Annotated in this window: 12 protein-coding genes; 6 read left to right on the top strand and 6 right to left on the bottom strand. The window is 57.4% G+C overall.

The window, feature by feature from the left end; translation table 11 throughout:
* Positions 1-176: 176 nt before the first annotated feature.
* Both HDE77_RS09295 and HDE77_RS09290 read right to left on the bottom strand, forming a co-directional pair.
* Positions 177-494, bottom strand: coding sequence for a hypothetical protein (locus tag HDE77_RS09295; RefSeq protein WP_184416972.1), 318 nt, complete (start codon positions 492-494; stop codon positions 177-179).
* Positions 495-580: 86 nt separating this feature from the next.
* On the bottom strand, positions 581-1,108 hold the full coding sequence (locus tag HDE77_RS09290) for a hypothetical protein (protein WP_184416971.1): 528 nt from the start codon (positions 1,106-1,108) through the stop codon (positions 581-583).
* Between the two features lie 829 nt (positions 1,109-1,937).
* On the opposite strand from HDE77_RS09290, the gene HDE77_RS09285 reads away from it, so the two are divergent.
* Together HDE77_RS09285 and HDE77_RS09280 are read left to right on the top strand one after the other, a co-directional pair.
* Positions 1,938-2,666 carry a hypothetical protein gene (locus HDE77_RS09285; RefSeq protein WP_184416970.1) on the top strand — a complete coding sequence of 243 codons (729 nt, stop codon included), beginning with the start codon at positions 1,938-1,940 and terminating at the stop codon, positions 2,664-2,666.
* Positions 2,667-2,958: 292 nt separating this feature from the next.
* Positions 2,959-7,419: an AAA family ATPase gene (locus HDE77_RS09280; protein ID WP_184416969.1), complete on the top strand. Its 4,461-nt coding sequence runs from the start codon at positions 2,959-2,961 to the stop codon at positions 7,417-7,419.
* A gap of 328 nt (positions 7,420-7,747) precedes the next feature.
* On the opposite strand, the gene HDE77_RS09275 is transcribed toward HDE77_RS09280, so the two are convergent.
* On the bottom strand, positions 7,748-8,947 hold the full coding sequence (locus HDE77_RS09275) for a hypothetical protein (RefSeq protein ID WP_184416968.1): 1,200 nt from the start codon (positions 8,945-8,947) through the stop codon (positions 7,748-7,750).
* Positions 8,948-9,257: 310 nt separating this feature from the next.
* On the opposite strand from HDE77_RS09275, the gene HDE77_RS09270 reads away from it, so the two are divergent.
* Positions 9,258-10,112 carry a hypothetical protein gene (locus HDE77_RS09270; RefSeq protein ID WP_184416966.1) on the top strand — a complete coding sequence of 285 codons (855 nt, stop codon included), beginning with the start codon at positions 9,258-9,260 and terminating at the stop codon, positions 10,110-10,112.
* A gap of 74 nt (positions 10,113-10,186) precedes the next feature.
* Here the strand turns inward: HDE77_RS09270 and HDE77_RS09265 are convergent, their stop codons facing one another.
* The 3 genes from HDE77_RS09265 to HDE77_RS09255 all read right to left on the bottom strand — a co-directional run bounded on the left by HDE77_RS09265 (position 10,187) and on the right by HDE77_RS09255 (position 13,137).
* On the bottom strand, positions 10,187-11,422 hold the full coding sequence (locus HDE77_RS09265) for a hypothetical protein (RefSeq protein ID WP_184416964.1): 1,236 nt from the start codon (positions 11,420-11,422) through the stop codon (positions 10,187-10,189).
* 272 nt (positions 11,423-11,694) lie between these two features.
* Complete coding sequence (locus tag HDE77_RS09260) at positions 11,695-12,219, bottom strand: hypothetical protein (protein ID WP_184416961.1); 525 nt, start codon at positions 12,217-12,219, stop codon at positions 11,695-11,697.
* 147 nt (positions 12,220-12,366) lie between these two features.
* Positions 12,367-13,137 carry a hypothetical protein gene (locus tag HDE77_RS09255; protein ID WP_184416959.1) on the bottom strand — a complete coding sequence of 257 codons (771 nt, stop codon included), beginning with the start codon at positions 13,135-13,137 and terminating at the stop codon, positions 12,367-12,369.
* Between the two features lie 574 nt (positions 13,138-13,711).
* Here HDE77_RS09255 and HDE77_RS09250 point away from each other — a divergent pair.
* The 3 genes from HDE77_RS09250 to HDE77_RS09240 all read left to right on the top strand — a co-directional run bounded on the left by HDE77_RS09250 (position 13,712) and on the right by HDE77_RS09240 (position 17,473).
* Positions 13,712-14,338: a DUF2278 family protein gene (locus HDE77_RS09250; RefSeq protein WP_184416957.1), complete on the top strand. Its 627-nt coding sequence runs from the start codon at positions 13,712-13,714 to the stop codon at positions 14,336-14,338.
* Between the two features lie 341 nt (positions 14,339-14,679).
* Positions 14,680-16,008, top strand: a complete 1,329-nt coding sequence (locus tag HDE77_RS09245) for a hypothetical protein (protein WP_184416955.1) — start codon at positions 14,680-14,682, stop codon at positions 16,006-16,008.
* A 347-nt stretch (positions 16,009-16,355) separates the two neighbouring features.
* A protein-coding gene (locus tag HDE77_RS09240) for an IS3 family transposase (RefSeq protein ID WP_184416953.1) occupies positions 16,356-17,473 on the top strand; the annotation gives its coding sequence in 2 pieces (ribosomal slippage) (positions 16,356-16,608 and positions 16,608-17,473; 1,119 coding nt in all).
* The last annotated feature ends 321 nt before the right edge of the window (positions 17,474-17,794 follow it).

Here is a 17,794-nt window from a genome sequence, read left to right as displayed (position 1 = left end):
CGTGTCCAGTAAGAGTAAGCATGCGTCGGTTCATGCAGAAAACCCGTGGGACACTAATCCGAACGTGAAAAAATTGGCGAGGGACTTAACGGCGCAGGTGGAAGAGATCTATCAGCTGATCGACCTGTATCAATCCGCGTCTGGGTCAGATCCAAGGCGTTCGCACTGAGCCTGTATCACGATAAGTTGTAGTAAAACTCCGAGAAATAGTGCCCCGCGCCACGAGGCATTAGCCGTAGAGAGTCTTTCACATCGTCGGGAACACGGGCGAGCATTCTACGGGCGTCCTCATCCATTTCCCGATCGATGGGCGCTGTTTCTACCCCTCGATGGAAGTATTCGTCTATGCGCTTCTTGAGCACGACTTCCGCGTGCCTGCGAGAACTTCCCACGGCGACGCACGATGTGGCTCCTTCGCCCGTCGCGAAGTAGTTCATGTAGCTGATGTACAAGCCGCAGTCGAGCAGGTCCAGTTTTGGAGGGTCGGAGGTCATCGGCATAGCTCCTGGAAAGATTTAAGGTCATTACGGGGTGCTGGGCAGCACCGAAGGCATCTGTTATCTAACGGTTGGCAAAGGGATCAGGCCCTACATTGCTCCCTGAGCGAGTCAGCAAGCTGCTGCCGAATGTTCGGATAGGACAGCGATCCACAGACCAAATGCCTCATCTCCTCATTCGGCCAATCATCCAGCTGACGTCCCATGTCAAGGGCGAGCCAGTCATGCCTGCGGTTAGGTCGACGACGAGCCAGCCACAATTGGATGCACGCATAGCGCGTGGCGAGCGCAGAGTGATAGTCACTCCAGGAGGAGTCGGTTAACTCTTCCAGATAAAGAGAATCGACAACCCGTGCCGCGACGGACTCGGGAAGGCGTCGGCAGAAATCCGCCAGCGGCGAGTGCACCGCAGCCCAATCGGTGATCACGATCTCCATGCGATCAGAGTAAGGCGCGATGATCTCGGCGAACACTTCTGCGTTGGAGAATACGGCGCTCTTCCCGAAAGAAGGCGCGGACTCTCGCTCATGTGCGTCGATCCGGCGTAACCCAAGGTCGCTATAGACCACGCATTCGAGCTCTAGAAATAGAATGATGGGCTGAGTATTCATCTGCGTACCCGCGTTGCAGTTGGTCGCCGTCTCGCAGCAGCATTCGTCTAGCGAGCGCTGTCTGTAGCCCAGGTATGCAGCGCGCGTGAGTTCCGGCCGGCAAGCGATCACCTAGGCGCGGAAAGTTAACCACGGCGGGGTCTCAAGGATTAAGACAGCCCTAACGAACGGCATCTCACCGTTTGGTTGATGCTCGGTACGGCATCACTCTCGGCGTGAGAGCACCGAGGCGTGCCAGCAAAAGCTCTGGGGGACAGTTGGCATGCTGACTGATTCGTCACTCGAGATAGCTGTGGGCGGCATCGGCGGCATCTGTACTTGTTCGACGGTTTCAGAATGCCACTGCAAATAATGTTGCAATAGTCCGCGCTGTTCCAGCTGCGAGGCTCTCACTCGTCTGCACGTCGGTTTCACCCATGTGCACCGGTAGCTTTCTCTGGTGCCAAGGCAATCGGTAGATCTCCCACGAACCAATCCGACCTGCGACGCCCGAAAGCTCAACGTGCACGCTACGGATGCGAACCAAGCAGTTGCCAACTGCGGCCTTTTGAAGATCATCAAACTTCATCTATCTCCCCCCGGCTTCGACTAACGGTACGCGGCGGACCCCGAATTGGACGAGCTGTCGATCAAATAGGGCCCCTCCGTGTGCTCAGCACCATAGACATTAGGCGTTGCTTTGGTATATTTCGTTCAGGCGGGATCGGCGCCTGCTGCTCACCCTGGCAAACCCTCGCGGGACGATATACATCCTGACTTCGTCTGATTCCCTCCCTGTGGCGAATCTGGGCAGTGAGCACCTGGCGTTTGCCCGCAGAAGGAGTCAGTCATGAAGTTCATCCCGACCTACCCATCCAAAGTCAAAACCCTTAAGAAGCAAGCTAAGCGCCTTCAGCGTGAGGGTGCCGGGTCCCATGTTGCGCTACTCGATCGTATTGCTCAGAGTGCGGGCTATGACCATTGGAACCATGTCATCCAGTGTCTGGACGAGACCGAGAAAACCGTGTCCGTTCGGGGAATCATCGCCGAGATCGAAGCGATCGTTATAGCCGAGTTAGCCGGCGAAGTGCGGATCGTTCGCACGGGCCCAGAAGCAACGAGGACCCAGCCTTTTGTATTGTTCTCAACGGGCATTGGCGATGCGTGGATGCTCGAACCCCTACATGACCGGGCCGTCTGTTTGGTCTGGCGAGGCAAGCGCCAGTCCCCACAGGTCCGGGATCTCCCGTCGCGCATCGAAATCATGTGGGACGGAACTTTCGAACTGCGCGGGCAATTTTTCGTCGTCGAAACCGAGCACCCGGAAATTGGTTCGCGAGCCATCGCCGGGTTTCCGCTAGATCAGCTGCGTCCGTTTTTGGAGGCATTGAGACCGATCGCACGCAAAATCGGGGATGTGTTCGGTCAGGAAGATGCAGTAGCGCTCACCCCCGATGTCATCGCACAGCTCTCCAAATCCGGTTGGGAACGAGAACAACTCGAACTTGCCGCACGGCAAGGCGCCCTCTACTCACCGACGAGAAATACCGTGCTGTTTTCACCAGCGGTGGAAGACTAGCGCGGGGTAAATGAGTGGGTGTTCCCGTTTACGAAGTATCAAAAGGCCTGCACCGAATGCTCATGGGTCATCGGTAGGGAGGGCGGTGTCGCGTGCGACAGCCAGGCCCGGCTCGGTGCCGGGCCTACCAGGAGAGACCGAAAGACCATTTCACTGTCCATTTTTGCCTTGATCTTTATCAAGGAGTTCTGGCAGGTACGGACAAAATTTACGCCAAATGCAGGACGGAATTGGTTGCGCTTCCTTCTCGTTGCCTTAAATTGAACGTTCACTAGAGTCGAAAAGCCAGGCAATGTCCCTACCAAACATCGACTTCAAAAACATCCGTCTCCATGGTTCGCAAGCGGACGCATTCGAGGAACTGTGTTGCCAGCTGGCGTCCGACGAGCCTTCGGTAAATCGGGTGGGATTCGACCGCAAGGGTCGCGGCGGCGACGCGGGCGCCGAATGTTTCGAGACACTGAGGGACGGCTCGGAGACCGGCTGGCAGGTCAAATACTACTGGGACGTCGACAGCATGTTGCGCTCGTTAGACGGATCTCTTGACATCGCGCTCGCGAAGCACCCGAACATGACGCGCTTCGTAGCGTGTTTTCCATTCGATTTAGCCGACGCTCGCAAGAAAAAAACGGCGTCCGCGCTGACCAAGTGGAACGAGTGGTGTCAGAAATGGACAGACAAGGCGGCCGGCGAAGGTCGCACGATCGAGATTGAGCGCTGGGGGGCGCACGAGCTCAAGCAGAGGCTCACGACCGACAAACCGCGCGCGGCAGGTCGGATCGCGTTCTGGTTCGACTGCGAACTTCTGACACCAGCGTGGTTCGAGGCCGCGTTCGAACGGACGAAGGCGGCCCTGGGCAACCGATACGATCCGGAAACACATGTAGATCTTCCGATCCGGCGCGCGATTCTGGCGACAACGCTGGAGCCGGCGTTTTTCGAAGAGTTGGGCCAATTTGCCAATGCGATTGCGGAGGCTGTTCCCGCCAACGTCTCAGACGACATGGGCACCCGACAGGCTTGCGCAACTGCGGCGCAGGCATTAAGAGCCGCCGCAGCGAGCCCGATGCCGCTCCGAGCCGAGACGCTGCGTCGTGCCGTTGAGATAGCAGCGACAGCAGCACTTAACTGGCACGGAATTTTGCGCGAAGCTGACGGAACTCGCGAGCCGAGCGGCAACTCGCGCGTCGTTTCGAACCTGCTTGGCCGGTTGCGCGAAGTTCTTGGCAGGTTGCGGCAGCCGCACTGGGATCTGCTCGGCGCCAAGTCATTGCTGATTTCCGGAGATGCGGGTAGCGGTAAGTCGCATCTTCTCGCCGACGCCTGTGCCTACCAACTGGCGCGCGACAGGCCGGCTCTGATGGTACTCGGCGGCAAGCTCGCTGATGCGGAGCCCTGGGGCCAAATTCTGAACGACCTCGATTTGCCGCGGCATCTGCAGATTAAGCAGTTCTTGGGTGCGCTCAATGCAGCGGGAGAGGCGGCGCGCGTGTGCATTTTGATCGCCATAGACGCCCTCAACGAGAAGAACGGCCAGACGATCTGGCCGGATCGCCTGGCGGAGGTGCTCCACGACACCGAGCAGTTTCCGTGGATTGCTGTCGTTCTTTCCTGCCGTACTACCTATCTCGAGGTCGTCATCCCCCAATCGCTCGACGCGACGAAGCTGCCGAGAATCGAGCATCGCGGCTTTTCGATTGGTGCGGTGCGCAGCTACCTAAAGCAACGCGGCGTCACTTTGCCCGAAGCACCCCTCCAAGCTGACGAGCTCCGGACCCCCTTGTTTCTGCGCATTTACTGCGACGCTCTTGAGATCGAGGGTGAGGCACTCCTCGCGCGGGGATTGGGCAGCGTTACCGATATCTTTCGGGCCTACTCGGACGCCGTTGTGCGCAAGGTTCATCGCGAAATGGGCGTCGCGCCAAACCGCCGGCTCGCACATAACGCGCTTGCCGCGCTGGCGGGCGAGATGGCGGACACCGGGCGCGCCGAGATTCCTTACGAGCGCGCCGATGAAATAGTCCGCGCAATCCACGATGGTCCCGAACTTGTGCACGACCTGCTATTTCAGCTGGAAAGCGAAGGTCTACTGGCGACCGAGCCCATGTACGGCGAGACCGTGCAGGCGGTCCGCTTCACCTTCGAGCGGATCGGGGATCATGCGATCGCACAGAATCTGATTGACCGCAGCTTTTCGCACGATCCCAGCGGGTTGTGCATACCCGAAACGCCCCTGCACGCCGCACTCTATATGGACGACAGCCAAATTTTATTTGGCCTGCTGGAGGCGCTTGCAATTCAATTGCCCGAGCGCTTTGGCTTGGAACTTCCCGACTTGTCGGGAGTTCCGTCTGACGTTCCGATCGAGCGCGCTTTTAGAGAAAGTCTGCAGACACGCCGCATCGAGGCGATCGGCGAGCGCACCTGGGAGCTAGTCAACGAGGTCGGCGGTAGCGACCTGCGATACGGCACGTTGATCGCGCTCGCGACCGAGCCCAATCACCCGTTTAATGTCCGTCATCTAGACGCTGAGCTTCGCGGTTTGGGCATGCCCGAGCGGGATGCTGTTTGGTCGACGTACCTCGCGCGCAAGCGCGAAGAGCCTTCTCTATTGATCGACTGGGTCCGCTCGGCGGACCAGGCAGCGGTCCCACTGCAGCGGGCGGAGCTGACCGCAATCCAGCTTGCCTGGTTCCTCACCTCGACTAACCGCGTGCTACGCGATAAGGCCACCAAGGCGCTGGTTACGCTATTGGCTGATCGGCCGGCGCTCGCGCAGAAAATTTGGCTCCACTTCAGCACCATCGATGATGGATACGTGACCGAACGGATCGCCGCCGCGCTGTATGGCGCAGCGCTGCAGGGACGCTGGAGCGACGCTGACTTGCATGCCGCCTCGCAGATGCTGCGCTCGACGCTCTTCGCCGCGGGCGCGCCGCCCACTAACGTCCTGCTGCGCGATCACGCCGCTGGCCTTATCCGTTGTGCGGCGATGCGCGGCGTGCTGCCCGCCGAGTTCGACATTTCGAGCACGCAGCCGCCATATGCGAGCCCTTGGCCGATCGAATATGTTTCGGACGATACGGTCGCTACGTTCACGCGCATGTATGGAAACGACGGCGCGCTCTACCCCGACGAAATCGCGAGTTCATGCGACGACGGCGACTTCGCGCGCTACGTGCTCGACTACGCCGTTCAAAAGTGGAGCCCGGCCCTACGGGGGACCCAGCCATTGCCAACTTACGCGGACTTGCGAAACGCATGGTATGCGGATTTCACCAATGTCGCCTCGGTCGAAGCGCTGGAAGCATACGATACGTTGGTCGCCGCCGTAGCCGCTATCCATGGCGCCCGGCCGATATACGGCGAGGCAAAGGACAAACTGCAGGTAGCGAAGGATGTCTTTGGTGAGGTGGTTGGATCGGAAATCTTCGAAGACTGGCGCGCCCGCGCTGAATATTGGCGCGACGACGGCATGTATCAGTCGATGGCGCGGCGGGGTCCGGCCGAGTTCAATCTGGCTTGGGCACGGCGATGGGTCGCGTGGCGTGCGCATGACCTCGGCTGGTCGCAGACACTGCATGGTGAGTTTGACCGCGGTCTGCGCAGCGGCCGTACCGACCACGGTATCGAACGTATCGGGAAAAAGTACCAGTGGCTGGCGCTATACGAGTTGGTGGCACGGATGGGCGACAATCTCGAGCCGCTTCTGGACGAGCGGGAAGACGGCCCCGAGCGACTGCGCAACATAGACCCGTCGATGCTGCGCGAGCGTACCGAGGACGATGGTTGGCGGCAATTCAATGAGGCAAGTTTCTGGATTGCGCCGAGCCCTAAGCTCGAAGCGCAATCTCCCGCGGAAACGCTGGCCTGGCTTCATTCGAGCGATGCGATCCTCGACGGCGTGGAGAATGTCGAAGTCACTAACGGCGACGACGGGCAACGATGGCTGGTGCTGACTGGCTTCGAGAACTGGCGGGGTGGCCCCGAACACGCGCGATGTGACGCGTGGCGCAGGGTCGGATGCGTAGTTGTTCGTGCAACCGATCGCGACTCGCTGCTATCGCTGCTGGGCGGACTTCAGATGATAGAGCATCACGCCATGCCAATCGCGGCCGGTGGCGGATTCCACATGCATTTGGGCGAGCATCCTTGGGCATGGCCAGACCCGGAGGAGACAGACGGGTGGATCGTCAATTGGCGGCCGCGCGGGCTGCTTTGGGACACGCCGGGAATACCCGTGCGTCCACCAACCGCTGAGTACATGGCCGAAACAGGCGGATACGACTATTCGATCGAACGGACCATCAACCTAAACCTGCCCGCTGGGTGGTTAATGAAGGCGCTCGGACTCCGACTTTCCGATGGCCGTTCGATCGAATATCGCAACGACGCCGACGAAGTTGTGTTCATGGATCCTTCCGTCGCTCGCGCCGGCCGAAGCGCGGCGTTGATCGAGCGGGCTGCCTTTCTCGACTTGCTGGCGCGTGAAGGGCTGGTCGCAATCTGGGCGGTAGCAGGCGAAAAGAACGCCTATGGAAAGCCGCAGGGCGAAGGGTTTGGCGGTCGTCATACATATACGCGGGTCTTCTACTCCAAAGGCGCCGAAATTCAGGCGCTTTCGCGTGCCAATCATTTCGACGAGCCGACCACGCACCAGCTGGCGGCCTTTCTCGAGATGAGCGACACCGAGCATGAAGATGATGATGACGACTTCGAGGTGGATACGATACGAACTTCAGCAGACGATTAAAGCACGTCAGCAGCCACACCAATTAGGCCCCACGGCGCAGGGTTTGCGATAGAAATCCACTGACCCTGGCTATCTCGCTACACCGTTAAGGCCAATGTTTACGAGGGCGGTCTCTCCTTTGCCCGTTCAGGCAACAGTGGCGTGCGCTCGTCGAGATACCAACCACCGCCTCCCCGTTGAGCCGCTTCCCGATACGGTTTCAATTTGAACGAGTTGGTGCTGCATCGACTTCCGGCAGGCTCCCTGGACCCATGAAGCTGCTGCGGGCTGCGGCTGGTTGCGCACCGACCGCAGACGGCCAGCCCGGGCTCGAAGACACCCTCATCGCCTATGTCATCTCGGCTGCCCGGAGCCGGCTCCTCACATGCAGCGCCCCATGCCCGACACACACCTTCGCGCGTTCCATCAGCATGTAATCAAGGCGCGACGCACTACCTCGACCAATCTTCAGGAGCGTCACGAGTTCACGAAAGTCGAGAACATGAACGAAGCATTCAAGCTCAGCAGCCAATTGGCAAAGTTCAGCGAATTCGTCATCCCATTCGGCATCCTCGATGAACTCTGTGACCAAGACAATGCAGTGGAGAGGGTGGCCGAGGTTCAGTGCGATGACCTGGCCGTCGCGGGTGCGGACTTGCGTTCCCTGCATTACGGCCTTCGCCGCGCCCCGGAGCTGCCCGAATGCCTTTCCGATATGGGATTTTAGCGTGGATATGCGCCTCTCATGGGATCTCTGGGGCTTTGCCCTAAGCACTGAAAGATCCTTCGCCTCGATGAGGAAGCTGCCGTACTCGTGCGTAGAGACGACATCAATGAGCTCCCGGTCCTTCAGTCCCTCAGTGACGACGGGACTATGGTGCAGCGTCAGCGGAAAAACCGACTCGAGCGCTGACCAGGTCAGTGCCTCAAGGACAGATCCTTCGTCCACATTGCTGATGTCGATGTGCTTGTGGTCATTGACGCCGGTGACTGCGATTTTCGCCGCCGTCCAGGCTCCGACAGTAACCTTCAATTCGCCGGCGGATCCCGCCGCAACCTCACCTTCCCCCAATTCTCCGTTGAGGATGCGGTCAAAGTCATCAAGGGCAAGCGAGGTAGGCTTGTCGAAAGGACCAACCGCCGGCGCGGGATGTCCTTGGAGCATTCCGCGAACCGCCGCTGCGTCGGACAAATCAAAACTCGCATCTGTCCACGCCACGCAAAACTCCATCTCATTGTAAAGAAACAGTGGCGCAGAGCCTTTTGCAAGAACCCGGTCCAGCGCCTGATGTTCGTCGTGGTGGCGGATGACGCCCGAGATCGTCAGCGCTCTCTCTGGCACATCGAAGATTCGCGCGCCCCAGCACACGTGATCGCCTACCCGGCGCACCACTATGTGCAGCTCGCAGCCTTGCATGATCGCCTTGATGGCCGTAGTAGGCGCCTTAAGAAGGATCGCTTCCGCGGCCCCATCGTTGGCCAGGGTGAACCATAGAGACGCGTCCTCCGAATACATTTCGCGGTGGATCCTCTCATTTGGCAGGTGCATCGACATTCCTTTGTTGAGGTGGCGCGGCTGAAGGAGGTGAGCGTTTTAGTTGCGCGCATGATCTACTGTCATCAAGCCCGTAGGGGCCGTGACCGAGGGACATCCGGGACGGATCAGAATGCGGTCGCCATCATGCGGGCCGAGCGGCCGCTATCGTTACTTCGCGTTGAAGGTTTAGTTCTTTCTGGTTTGCGCTAAAAGTCGCGTGCCGCCTTTTCTTCCTAGTTCATGTTGAGAAGCCGAGGTTGATGATGACGGCGCAATCGCCAAATTGGTGACGGGACTTTCTTTTATTTCAGGGGAGTGGTGGATGTTTGGTCTAAGGGTGCTTCGCGCTGGCACGTGCTTTTTGGTCTGGGCGCTGATTGATTTACTGCGTCATCGAATCGGTGGCCAAGGAGTTTCTGACTTTCTGGCCTTCCTGTGCATCGTAACTGTGGTGGCCTTCGTTTACCTCGTGTACTACATCATTTCCGAGAAATTGTACGACGAGATCCTAGGGTCCCTGGTCATTTCACTGGTGCTGATGGGGATGACCGCGATCCTTCCGATCTTGGGAATACTTTTGCTGCTCTGGGTTCTCTACAACGTTGTTGCCACGGTTCAATCGATCGTCTCGCTAATACCTTCGGCGCTGCTGAGTGGCGTGGCATTTGTTCTCCTATTTCCAATGGCGTGGGGCACGGCTTTAGGTCCCCAAGTGTTTGCCATCCTCCGTCCCTTGCTAGTGGTGGGACCCAGCTTGGGGGACAAATACGAAGGGGCTGTGTCGCTCCTTGATGTTGGATTCCTTGGCATTGCTGCCATCCATTCTTGGGTCATTTCCGCCTCGCCGCTCAAGGAGGCTTTGGCGCGCTTAGCGCTCCTAGGTGGATCGATTGGCCTAATCATCCTGTCGCTCTGCGCCATTATCGAAGGCGTGCGTAGCGTATTTCAAACGAACTGGGTCGCAAGCACCAGCAAGGTAAAAGTGACGCAGCAAGTATCTGAACACGTACGATCTGGCATTTACGTACGAGACTACGAGCGTCAGGTCACCCGGTCCGTAGTGAGTTCCGTGGTGGTTAAGTCAGTCGGTAGTGGTGGGCTGACGGTAGGTGCCGTTGGCGGATCCATGCACGTTGTCAAATCCACAGCGGACAAGCCGAAAGACGAAGACACGTAGGCTTGGTGCGACAACCAGAAGAAGGAAGCGAAGATGCAGTTTCAGATCATTCCCAATGGAACTGTTCCTCGCCATCAAGCAGGAAGATGGAGTGGGCGATGAGCAATGGTCGATAGCGTCCGCGCGCTCAACCAAAGTGACAAAATGCCGCCCTGAAAATGCAGGGTGGCATCCGGCGCTCCGTGCTCGTGAGTAGTAAAGCGCCTAGCTTTACTTCGCCCACCCACAATCGCTATTACCCTCACGCGATGCACAGGGTGCTTTCGGGAGAACAGCTCCTGAAGCATCTCGGGGTAGATGGGGCCTGCTAGATGCACGCGGTCGCTCTCTGGAGCGTCGTAGCTACGCAGTGTCGATGGAGCGAGAACGCCGTGAATGTTTGAGAGCTTGATCGCACAGCCGGACTCACGCAAATCGCTCACATCTATTTCGTATGGCTCAAGAAGAAGGTTCATGACGCAGATCGGAAACTCCCTAGCGTCACTGTGACTTAGCCCCTCGTGGCGCTTTTCCAACTGCTCGATATAGTAGGCGCGTGTGATGGTGACGCGATCGTTGTGAAACTGGACATTGATGTCGACTCTGGGTGACATCGAGCGAATCCCGGCGGATCCGACTCCGTACCACTCATAGAATCCACCACTGAAGTGCGAAAGAGGTGAATTGGATACAGTGCCATTTCGGCTATCGCTGTCTAGGTAAAGCATGCCTGAACTGATGTGCTCAGCGAGGTCTTCGGTGGCAGATGTCGAATAGGTTGAACGCCAGCCTCCATTCAAGCTGAGCGCAGCATCAGAGTCTTTGATGACCTTCGCGACAAGATGGGTGCCCGACCCGCTTACGTAGCAAGTCCCGAAATTTTTCGTTGATATACGTATGTGTTGATTGTGGGTGTACGCGGTCCTTCTTCCTGTGGCGTCGATGAACATGCCGAGCAGAGAGAACGAAGCCCTGGATGGGCCTGTCTGATGAACTGCTTGGTCGACAAATGCATTGTCGATTCGAAAGGAAGGCTCGTAAGCAACCCTCGCCAGAAACTTTGCAGATAGCTCAGCCCAAAATTCGAATGCTGCGTGGCAATCTCCTGCGAAGGCTAGAATCCCGGCGTTGTTGGGTAGGAAGAAAGTCTTCCGTCCAAGCCTGGATATATGCCAACACCCTTCTGGAGATGCATATTCCGAAGGAACGTGCCCCAATGCGGGCAACCAGACCCGTCTCGGGGATTTTGGGTCTTTCCCCTGCGCTGACAAAAGTGTATCTGCGACAAGATGTGGGTCATTGTCGATGTCTAGTAGGGCTATAGCCGTCATTGCAGGCCTCCGCGAGCGGGAATCAGGAAAGTGCAATGATGGAATCGTCCCCTTAGTCGCAAACTTGAGGCATAAGATTGAAGGTCAGTCACCAGGCTTCGTGCGCGCGGCCGGAAGGTTGCCTAGCCGTGCACAATAAGCGTTAGGTCGGACTGGATAGTGGTCCGTTTGCATCGGAGATCAGGCCCAGTCTTGCCGCTGCTGCGGACACAAACTCGACAGTCCGCGGGTGTGTTCACATCGATCGGGGAACTCGCAAAACGTTCTCAGTTCTAAGGGTCTGCTGTTGGCGGAGAGATGTTTAATCTCCATGCAAGGTTTCCGGCATCGGCGCTCACTGCCAAGTTGTCGCAGCTGCCATTAAAGTGTTCACTCAGAAAGCCAGTTCTGGGGCGTGGCTGGCCACCTCTGGTGAGCCTTGTGTCTTCCAGGTCGACCTTCACAAACATGCCTCCTATCGAGTGAATGGTCATTCGTGCTTCGATCTTTGACACGCCATAGATTCCGAAAGCCTTGCTGAACCTTGCTACACCAAACCACTCTTGGGTTTCCCCAAAGGGCTCAAGCTGAGGAAAGAGCGGAGTTACGCGGGATAGTTGAGCGCTACCGAAGGTCACCAGCATCGACTTCGTACTGGAAAGGGCATGCGGTGAAAGCGACCTTGCTGAGATGATATATTCCTGAAGCGTCACCGATACCTCTCTGCCCTTAAAAAGAGAATCGCAGTTGCCAAGTGGCATAGCGGCCGCAATTGAGCTGCACATGAGTCCAATGGCTACAGTTGGGAGCTTGGTCATGATGTTAGCAACCTCTGTGCAGGATCCAGCCTCATCACAGAGGCAACGATCGTCTGCGCATGTCCTGTCCCGTAGTTGCTTTTTGGCGTGAGCTTCAGAGCAAATCTTGTGTAGCCCACAATTAGCAGAGCTTAGTAATATTTTGCTCTATTGATATCGGAGTAACTCGGAATCGGAAGTAAAAGGAACTTTCAAATCAAAGTCTTGGACGGCGTCAGACTTGTTTGCCAGAGACACATTCGCATTCCAAATGATTGATTTGAAAGATGGGTCAAGTTGACTCGACGCTTGAACTTCAAATCCTTGATGGATCTCTAAGGCCGTCGGGTAGACGCAGGGAGGAGCGTGACTTGAATCTAACATCGCGCGAAGTGCATGGACCAACGCCGAGTTGAGGTCATGCACGCCGGAGATACCCGGATCAGGCGGGAGCTCCTTTCCAGGCGAAGTAGGTAGGACTCCAGTATTGGTTGCGGTCCAAGTGCCGCTGCCTCCTTTTTTTGTGAAAGTCGACCAAGTGCCCGAGAGTGGCGAGTCAACCTTGATTGGCTTGGCCTGCCACGTGATCCCCAATTGATTGGTGTCGCCTCGGTTGTAGTCATAAGTGTAGTCGAGGCTCGCGACCCCGATGCTGGGCCCCACTACCGCCTTTACCTCATTTGAACCGGTTACTTTGAGGGTAATCGTAATGGTCGCAGGCTGCGTAACTAGGTGCACAGGACATGACATGCCAGCAGATCCAGCTGAGGCAGGCGCGCCAATCTCGTAGGTCTGGATGTCGTTGAACTGTTGTCTCGCCGCATTGAGCACGTCTTCAATGTGTACTTGGGGCGGCGGTCGCGTCGGCTGCTCGCAGCATCCTCCGAGCAGAAGACAAGTGGCGCAGACTAGGAACCAATTTCGCTTTGCTGAAACCATGGGGCTCTCCTGCATGGTTAAAACGATGCCTATCAAGTGGGCTAGTTGGGGCACGCAACGACACTTCCGAAAAAAGCTCGCGTCGCTATTCCGAACTGCGCCCACGATTCCCCACGACAAACAATCACGCGGAACATGACGTTCCGCGGCGAAACTTTTGCCGATCCACGTCTTACTCGATATTCGGCATCACGGTAACTGTAAAAAGTTACAGTTACCTCAGTATGGGATGCCCTCTCCATTGCCGACATTCCAGAACGGAGGATAATGCTCGGTGAATTGGCTATATGACGGAGGTGCATAAACTGATGTTTCTCGCCGTTCGAAGCTGTTCCGTCGGTGACTTTAAGCTCAACTGTTGGGCGAACTGTATGGCTGACATAAATCCTGGGTTAGGCTAGGGAAAGAAGCATCTGCTTTCCGTCCAAAACGGATATTGCGGTCACTAAAAACAGGGCGCAGACAGCTAAATGGCGCATGGGTGGGGTTTGCGTACCCTCGTCCAGCTTGTCGTGACTGGTGTGGAGGCGGCGGCCCGCGCGGACGATGAAAAGACTTAGTTGTGGAGGTGCCTATGTTACCGAGCTATGGGGTTGTAATCGGGACCTATCAGAACTACACGAAGAATCAGGGGCAGTGGCTGCACGTCGACCTGAATATCAATGCGGCAAAGAGCGTGTATCAAGCTGCGGTCGATGTTAACGAGCCTAATGGGCTGTTCCAGTACCAAGTGTTCAATAAACTTGATAGCTCCCTCTTTACCGCAATATCGAGCCTGCCTGATGGGTATCATCATCTTGCCTCGAACGCGATGTCCGGCGCGATTGACTATGCTCGAAGCCCAATTCTCCAGAGGCCCCTTGGCTGTCTCTCAGTATTTTTTGTAATCTTCGACGCAATTTTTCGCTCCAACCTCCAGACTTGGACGAATGTGACAGGGGACGAGGCTGGCAATGCACTGGTGAGCTTGCTTGGCAATTCGACCAAGTTGTACGCCTTCGGCGCGCCCTATACGAGCGGAAATGGTGTGCACGATGTCCACTGCAATCAAGGCGATCCACCGGGAGACAAACAGTCCTTGGACGGTATCTGGCAAGATGGCGCGGTCTTCGCTCTGCTACAAGACGGCACGCTTTCGGCATACTTGGGGAAGTTCTCTACCCAGTCTCTAAACACTGACGGCAATGGATTGCCCATTTGAGGAATGCCCCCTTTCACGGAGCCGAGACGGCGGACATGCGCCGCGCTGAGAGAAGAGTTGTTTAAGTCGTCAGGCTTTGACTCCCTGTCCCGAGTTCTTCAAAGATGCGATCTGGAAGGTGGAATCTCTTAATCTTAAAGAGTGTAGTTAGCAAAGAAGGGGTCATTTCGGTGAGTTCGCGCTGAAGAGCGTCTGACAGAAGTAGCGAAGCGCCCGGGCATCCCGGGCGCTTTTTTGTGCCGGGAATTTGGTGTGATGTGGGCCTCCCAATCGCCAGGCATGTTGCGCGCGTCGCGTGCCGTGGACAGACTGTCCACCGACCAACTGAGGACTGACCAGGCATGCCGGTTATTACAACAGGGTACCGCGCGATCTTCGGCGCACCGTTCTGGGAGGAAAGGAAGGCGCTAGATGTCCATGCCTTCGTATCCGACGTGTCGATCGCCAACCAACAGGCGACATTGCGCATCGAGGTTGCCGAGAGCGCCGCCGACTGGTCGTTGGCGGGCCGCTCTGGGCGAGAGCAAGTTGACTTCTTCGGGGGACTAGCCTGCTCGTACGCGTACCAGGTGGCTCAGATCCCGGATGTGTTGGATCTCTGGGGCGTTGGCACGGTCGACGAACTCGAGGGTGCGCAGCGGACCTTCGCCTTGAGTCGTGGGGCTGGTGCGGGTCCTGCCATCAGTCTGTTGCGGGACCTTGGGGACGCGGAAGGCGCGACGTACCAAGTGCAGGGCCGACAGGAGTTACCTGGCGACGTCCGGGCGGCACTGCTGCAGCCCGTCGGAGAGACCGCGACCGCCGATCTTATCGCGCAAGTTCTGGACCGAGCTGGCCGGTCTGATCTTGAAGTGGCAGTGCTCGATGTGGGCCAGGGCGCAGCAGCATGTCTGAATCCATCAGGCGCTCGTTGGCCATTGCTATATTTCGACATTGGCGGCGGGGAGTCGGGCAACCAACACACGTGGCCTGCCGACGGTGTTCGGTGGTGTTTCACCCAATCCCCACCGATCATTCTGTCCCACTGGCACCGTGATCACTACGCTGGAGCAATCTACGGGACGGAAGCCGAAGTGCGCGCCGCACTTAGGCAAACGTGGATTGCCCCGGACCAGCAGGTTGGTGCAAAAAGTAAACAGCTCCAAGCCAGAATCGTCGCCGGCGGCGGCCGACTCATAATATGGCCGAGCGGGTTACCGACCGTGAGTACGGGCTGTATTAGCCTTGGACGCGCCTCAGGGGTAGAGCACAACGACAGCGGGCTCGTGTTGTTGCTCGAGTCCGCCGACGGACGGCTCTCGCTGCTACCTGGCGATGCCGGCTACAAGTTCATTGATCCCTCTGTCGTGGCTCGGTACCAAGAGCAGGGCCTGAAGACTCTCGTCGTTGCGCACCACGGTGGTCTACTCGCGCGCAAGGCGCCAAGCAATGTGCCAGCACCCGACCGTATGCAAGGGGGCGCCGCGGTTTACTCGGCGGGGCGGAGCAACAGCCACGGTCACCCATCAAGCCTTGCGCCCTATAAGCAGGCCGGCTGGGGGACCATCGTTGGTACAGACGGGAGGTCGGTGGGTGCTGCTGCCAAACACCTCGGTGAGCCAATGTGGGGCAGCGACGTTCGCGTGGCGAGGTGTAACGGTGTGCAGTGTTCGCTGGCGATTTGGCGGTGACACGGGTGGGGTAGCAGCTTGCGTTCCGATCAGCGCGGGCGGGCCCAGAAGCGCGATAACATTGCCAACGTTATCGTGCAAAATGATGTTAATAACGTCAACCTGCGGCAACGAGCGCTACCGAATCAACCGCTGGCTTGCCAGGTAAGTTGTTGGAATCTTTATTGTTTCACCAGCTGCCTTCTTCGCACACACGATGCGCCTGTTGGAATCTATTTGGCGAGTTTTTCGTGAAGTTTGCCAACTGGGGTCGCACACCTCCGCGGCTGACCTCCTCCCTGCCAGTTGTAGCGTTTGGAAGTAGAGTTTTTCGGTAAAACCGCCCCTCCCGAGGAGACTGTTTTGCCATGAAGAAAACCAAGTACACCGAAGAACAGATTGCCTTTGCCCTGCGCCAAGCCGAGAGCGGTACGAGTGTCGCTGACGTTTGCCGAAAAATGGGTATCTGTGAAGCGACCTATTTCAACTGGAAGAAGAAGTGCGGTGGCCTCGGCGTGTCCGAGCTCCGACGCCTCCGGCAGCTGGATGAGGAAAATCGGAAGCTTAAACAGCTGGTCGCGGATCTCAGCCTAGATAAAGCCATGTTGCAGGATGTTCTGCAAAAAAAGCTCTGAGGCCGGCCCAGCGCAAAGCGCTGGCCGGCAAGCTTCAGCACACCTACGGCATAAGCATTCGTGGCTCGTGTTCGCTCATGCGGCTGTCGTTGACGTGTTGGTACTACCGACACACTCGTCTGCTTCTCGACGCTCCGCTACTCACACGAATGCGCGAGATCGCTGAGGTTCGCGTTCGCTACGGAGCGCGCCGCATACACATCTTGCTTCGTCGCGAGGGATGGGCTGTGAATCACAAACGGGTACATCGAATTTACGTGCAAGCAGGGCTTAGCCTGCGTTCCAAGAGACCCCGCCGGCGTAAAGCGGCAGCGACACGGCTTGATCGGCCCGTGCTGACGGGGCCCAACCAGTTATGGAGCATGGACTTTGTTTCCGATGCACTGTTCGACAGTCGCCGCTTTCGCGCACTGACGATCGTCGACAACTTCACACGAGAATGCCTGGCTATCGACGTCGCTCCCAGTCTGCGCGGCGAGGACGTGGTGACCGCGCTGGAAGGCCTGCGGCAATGTCGCGACCTGCCGTGTCGTATACAGGTCGACAACGGTCCTGAATTTATCTCGATGGCATTGGACCGCTATGCGTACGAGCACGGCATCACGCTCGACTACTCTCGCCCTGGCAAGCCAACGGACAACCCTTTCATCGAGTCTTTCAATGGCTCGTTTCGCGACGAATGTCTGAACACGCACTGGTTTTTGACACTTGCAGATGCCAAGGAAAAGATTGAATCTTGGAGGGCGGACTATAATGATTTCCGCCCACATTCATCGCTGGCAGATATCCCCCCAGCTCAGTTCGCGAAGGCCTTTTGCAAGACTCCCAAACTACCGATAGCTCTACTTTAAGGCGCTACGTATTTGGGGATGGGGTCACGAATTCCCCTTCCTGCAGTGCTTTGATGCATCATCGTGGGGATTCTTGAACAGCGCAAGCGGTCTCAGGGTGCATGTCGTTCAGCTTATTAGCATTGATGTATCGAGTGACGATCTACATGGAACCTAACAAAACTTAACTTCGTCCGGGCCGGGCAGGCTAGTAAGCCGCTTGAATCGGGGACAGGGGCGCACTGCGCGCGCCGCCGTTGCCGTCACCCTCAATGTAGCTAAATGTTTCCGCGGCGCAGATGTCGTGGATACCCGATGGCAGGCACCCGCGCGTGCATCGGG

This window comes from Rhodanobacter sp. MP7CTX1 (genome assembly GCF_014205795.1).
In the GTDB taxonomy this organism is placed as follows: Bacteria; Pseudomonadota; Gammaproteobacteria; order Xanthomonadales; family Rhodanobacteraceae; genus Rhodanobacter.
The sequence above is the reverse complement of the archived record's forward strand: the minus strand, read 5'-3'. Positions and strand labels throughout refer to the sequence as shown.

Excerpts from the sequence above, each read along its gene's own strand:
- HDE77_RS09255 (WP_184416959.1), bottom strand. The coding sequence starts at position 13,137 with ATGGTTTCAGCAAAGCGAAATTGGTTCCTAGTCTGCGCCACTTGTCTT.
- HDE77_RS09250 (WP_184416957.1), top strand. The coding sequence starts at position 13,712 with ATGTTACCGAGCTATGGGGTTGTAATCGGGACCTATCAGAACTACACG.
- HDE77_RS09275 (WP_184416968.1), bottom strand. The coding sequence starts at position 8,947 with ATGCACCTGCCAAATGAGAGGATCCACCGCGAAATGTATTCGGAGGAC.
- HDE77_RS09285 (WP_184416970.1), top strand. The coding sequence starts at position 1,938 with ATGAAGTTCATCCCGACCTACCCATCCAAAGTCAAAACCCTTAAGAAG.
- HDE77_RS09245 (WP_184416955.1), top strand. The coding sequence starts at position 14,680 with ATGCCGGTTATTACAACAGGGTACCGCGCGATCTTCGGCGCACCGTTC.
- HDE77_RS09295 (WP_184416972.1), bottom strand. The coding sequence starts at position 494 with ATGACCTCCGACCCTCCAAAACTGGACCTGCTCGACTGCGGCTTGTAC.
- HDE77_RS09290 (WP_184416971.1), bottom strand. The coding sequence starts at position 1,108 with ATGAATACTCAGCCCATCATTCTATTTCTAGAGCTCGAATGCGTGGTC.
- HDE77_RS09260 (WP_184416961.1), bottom strand. The coding sequence starts at position 12,219 with ATGACCAAGCTCCCAACTGTAGCCATTGGACTCATGTGCAGCTCAATT.
- HDE77_RS09265 (WP_184416964.1), bottom strand. The coding sequence starts at position 11,422 with ATGACGGCTATAGCCCTACTAGACATCGACAATGACCCACATCTTGTC.
- HDE77_RS09280 (WP_184416969.1), top strand. The coding sequence starts at position 2,959 with ATGTCCCTACCAAACATCGACTTCAAAAACATCCGTCTCCATGGTTCG.
- HDE77_RS09270 (WP_184416966.1), top strand. The coding sequence starts at position 9,258 with ATGTTTGGTCTAAGGGTGCTTCGCGCTGGCACGTGCTTTTTGGTCTGG.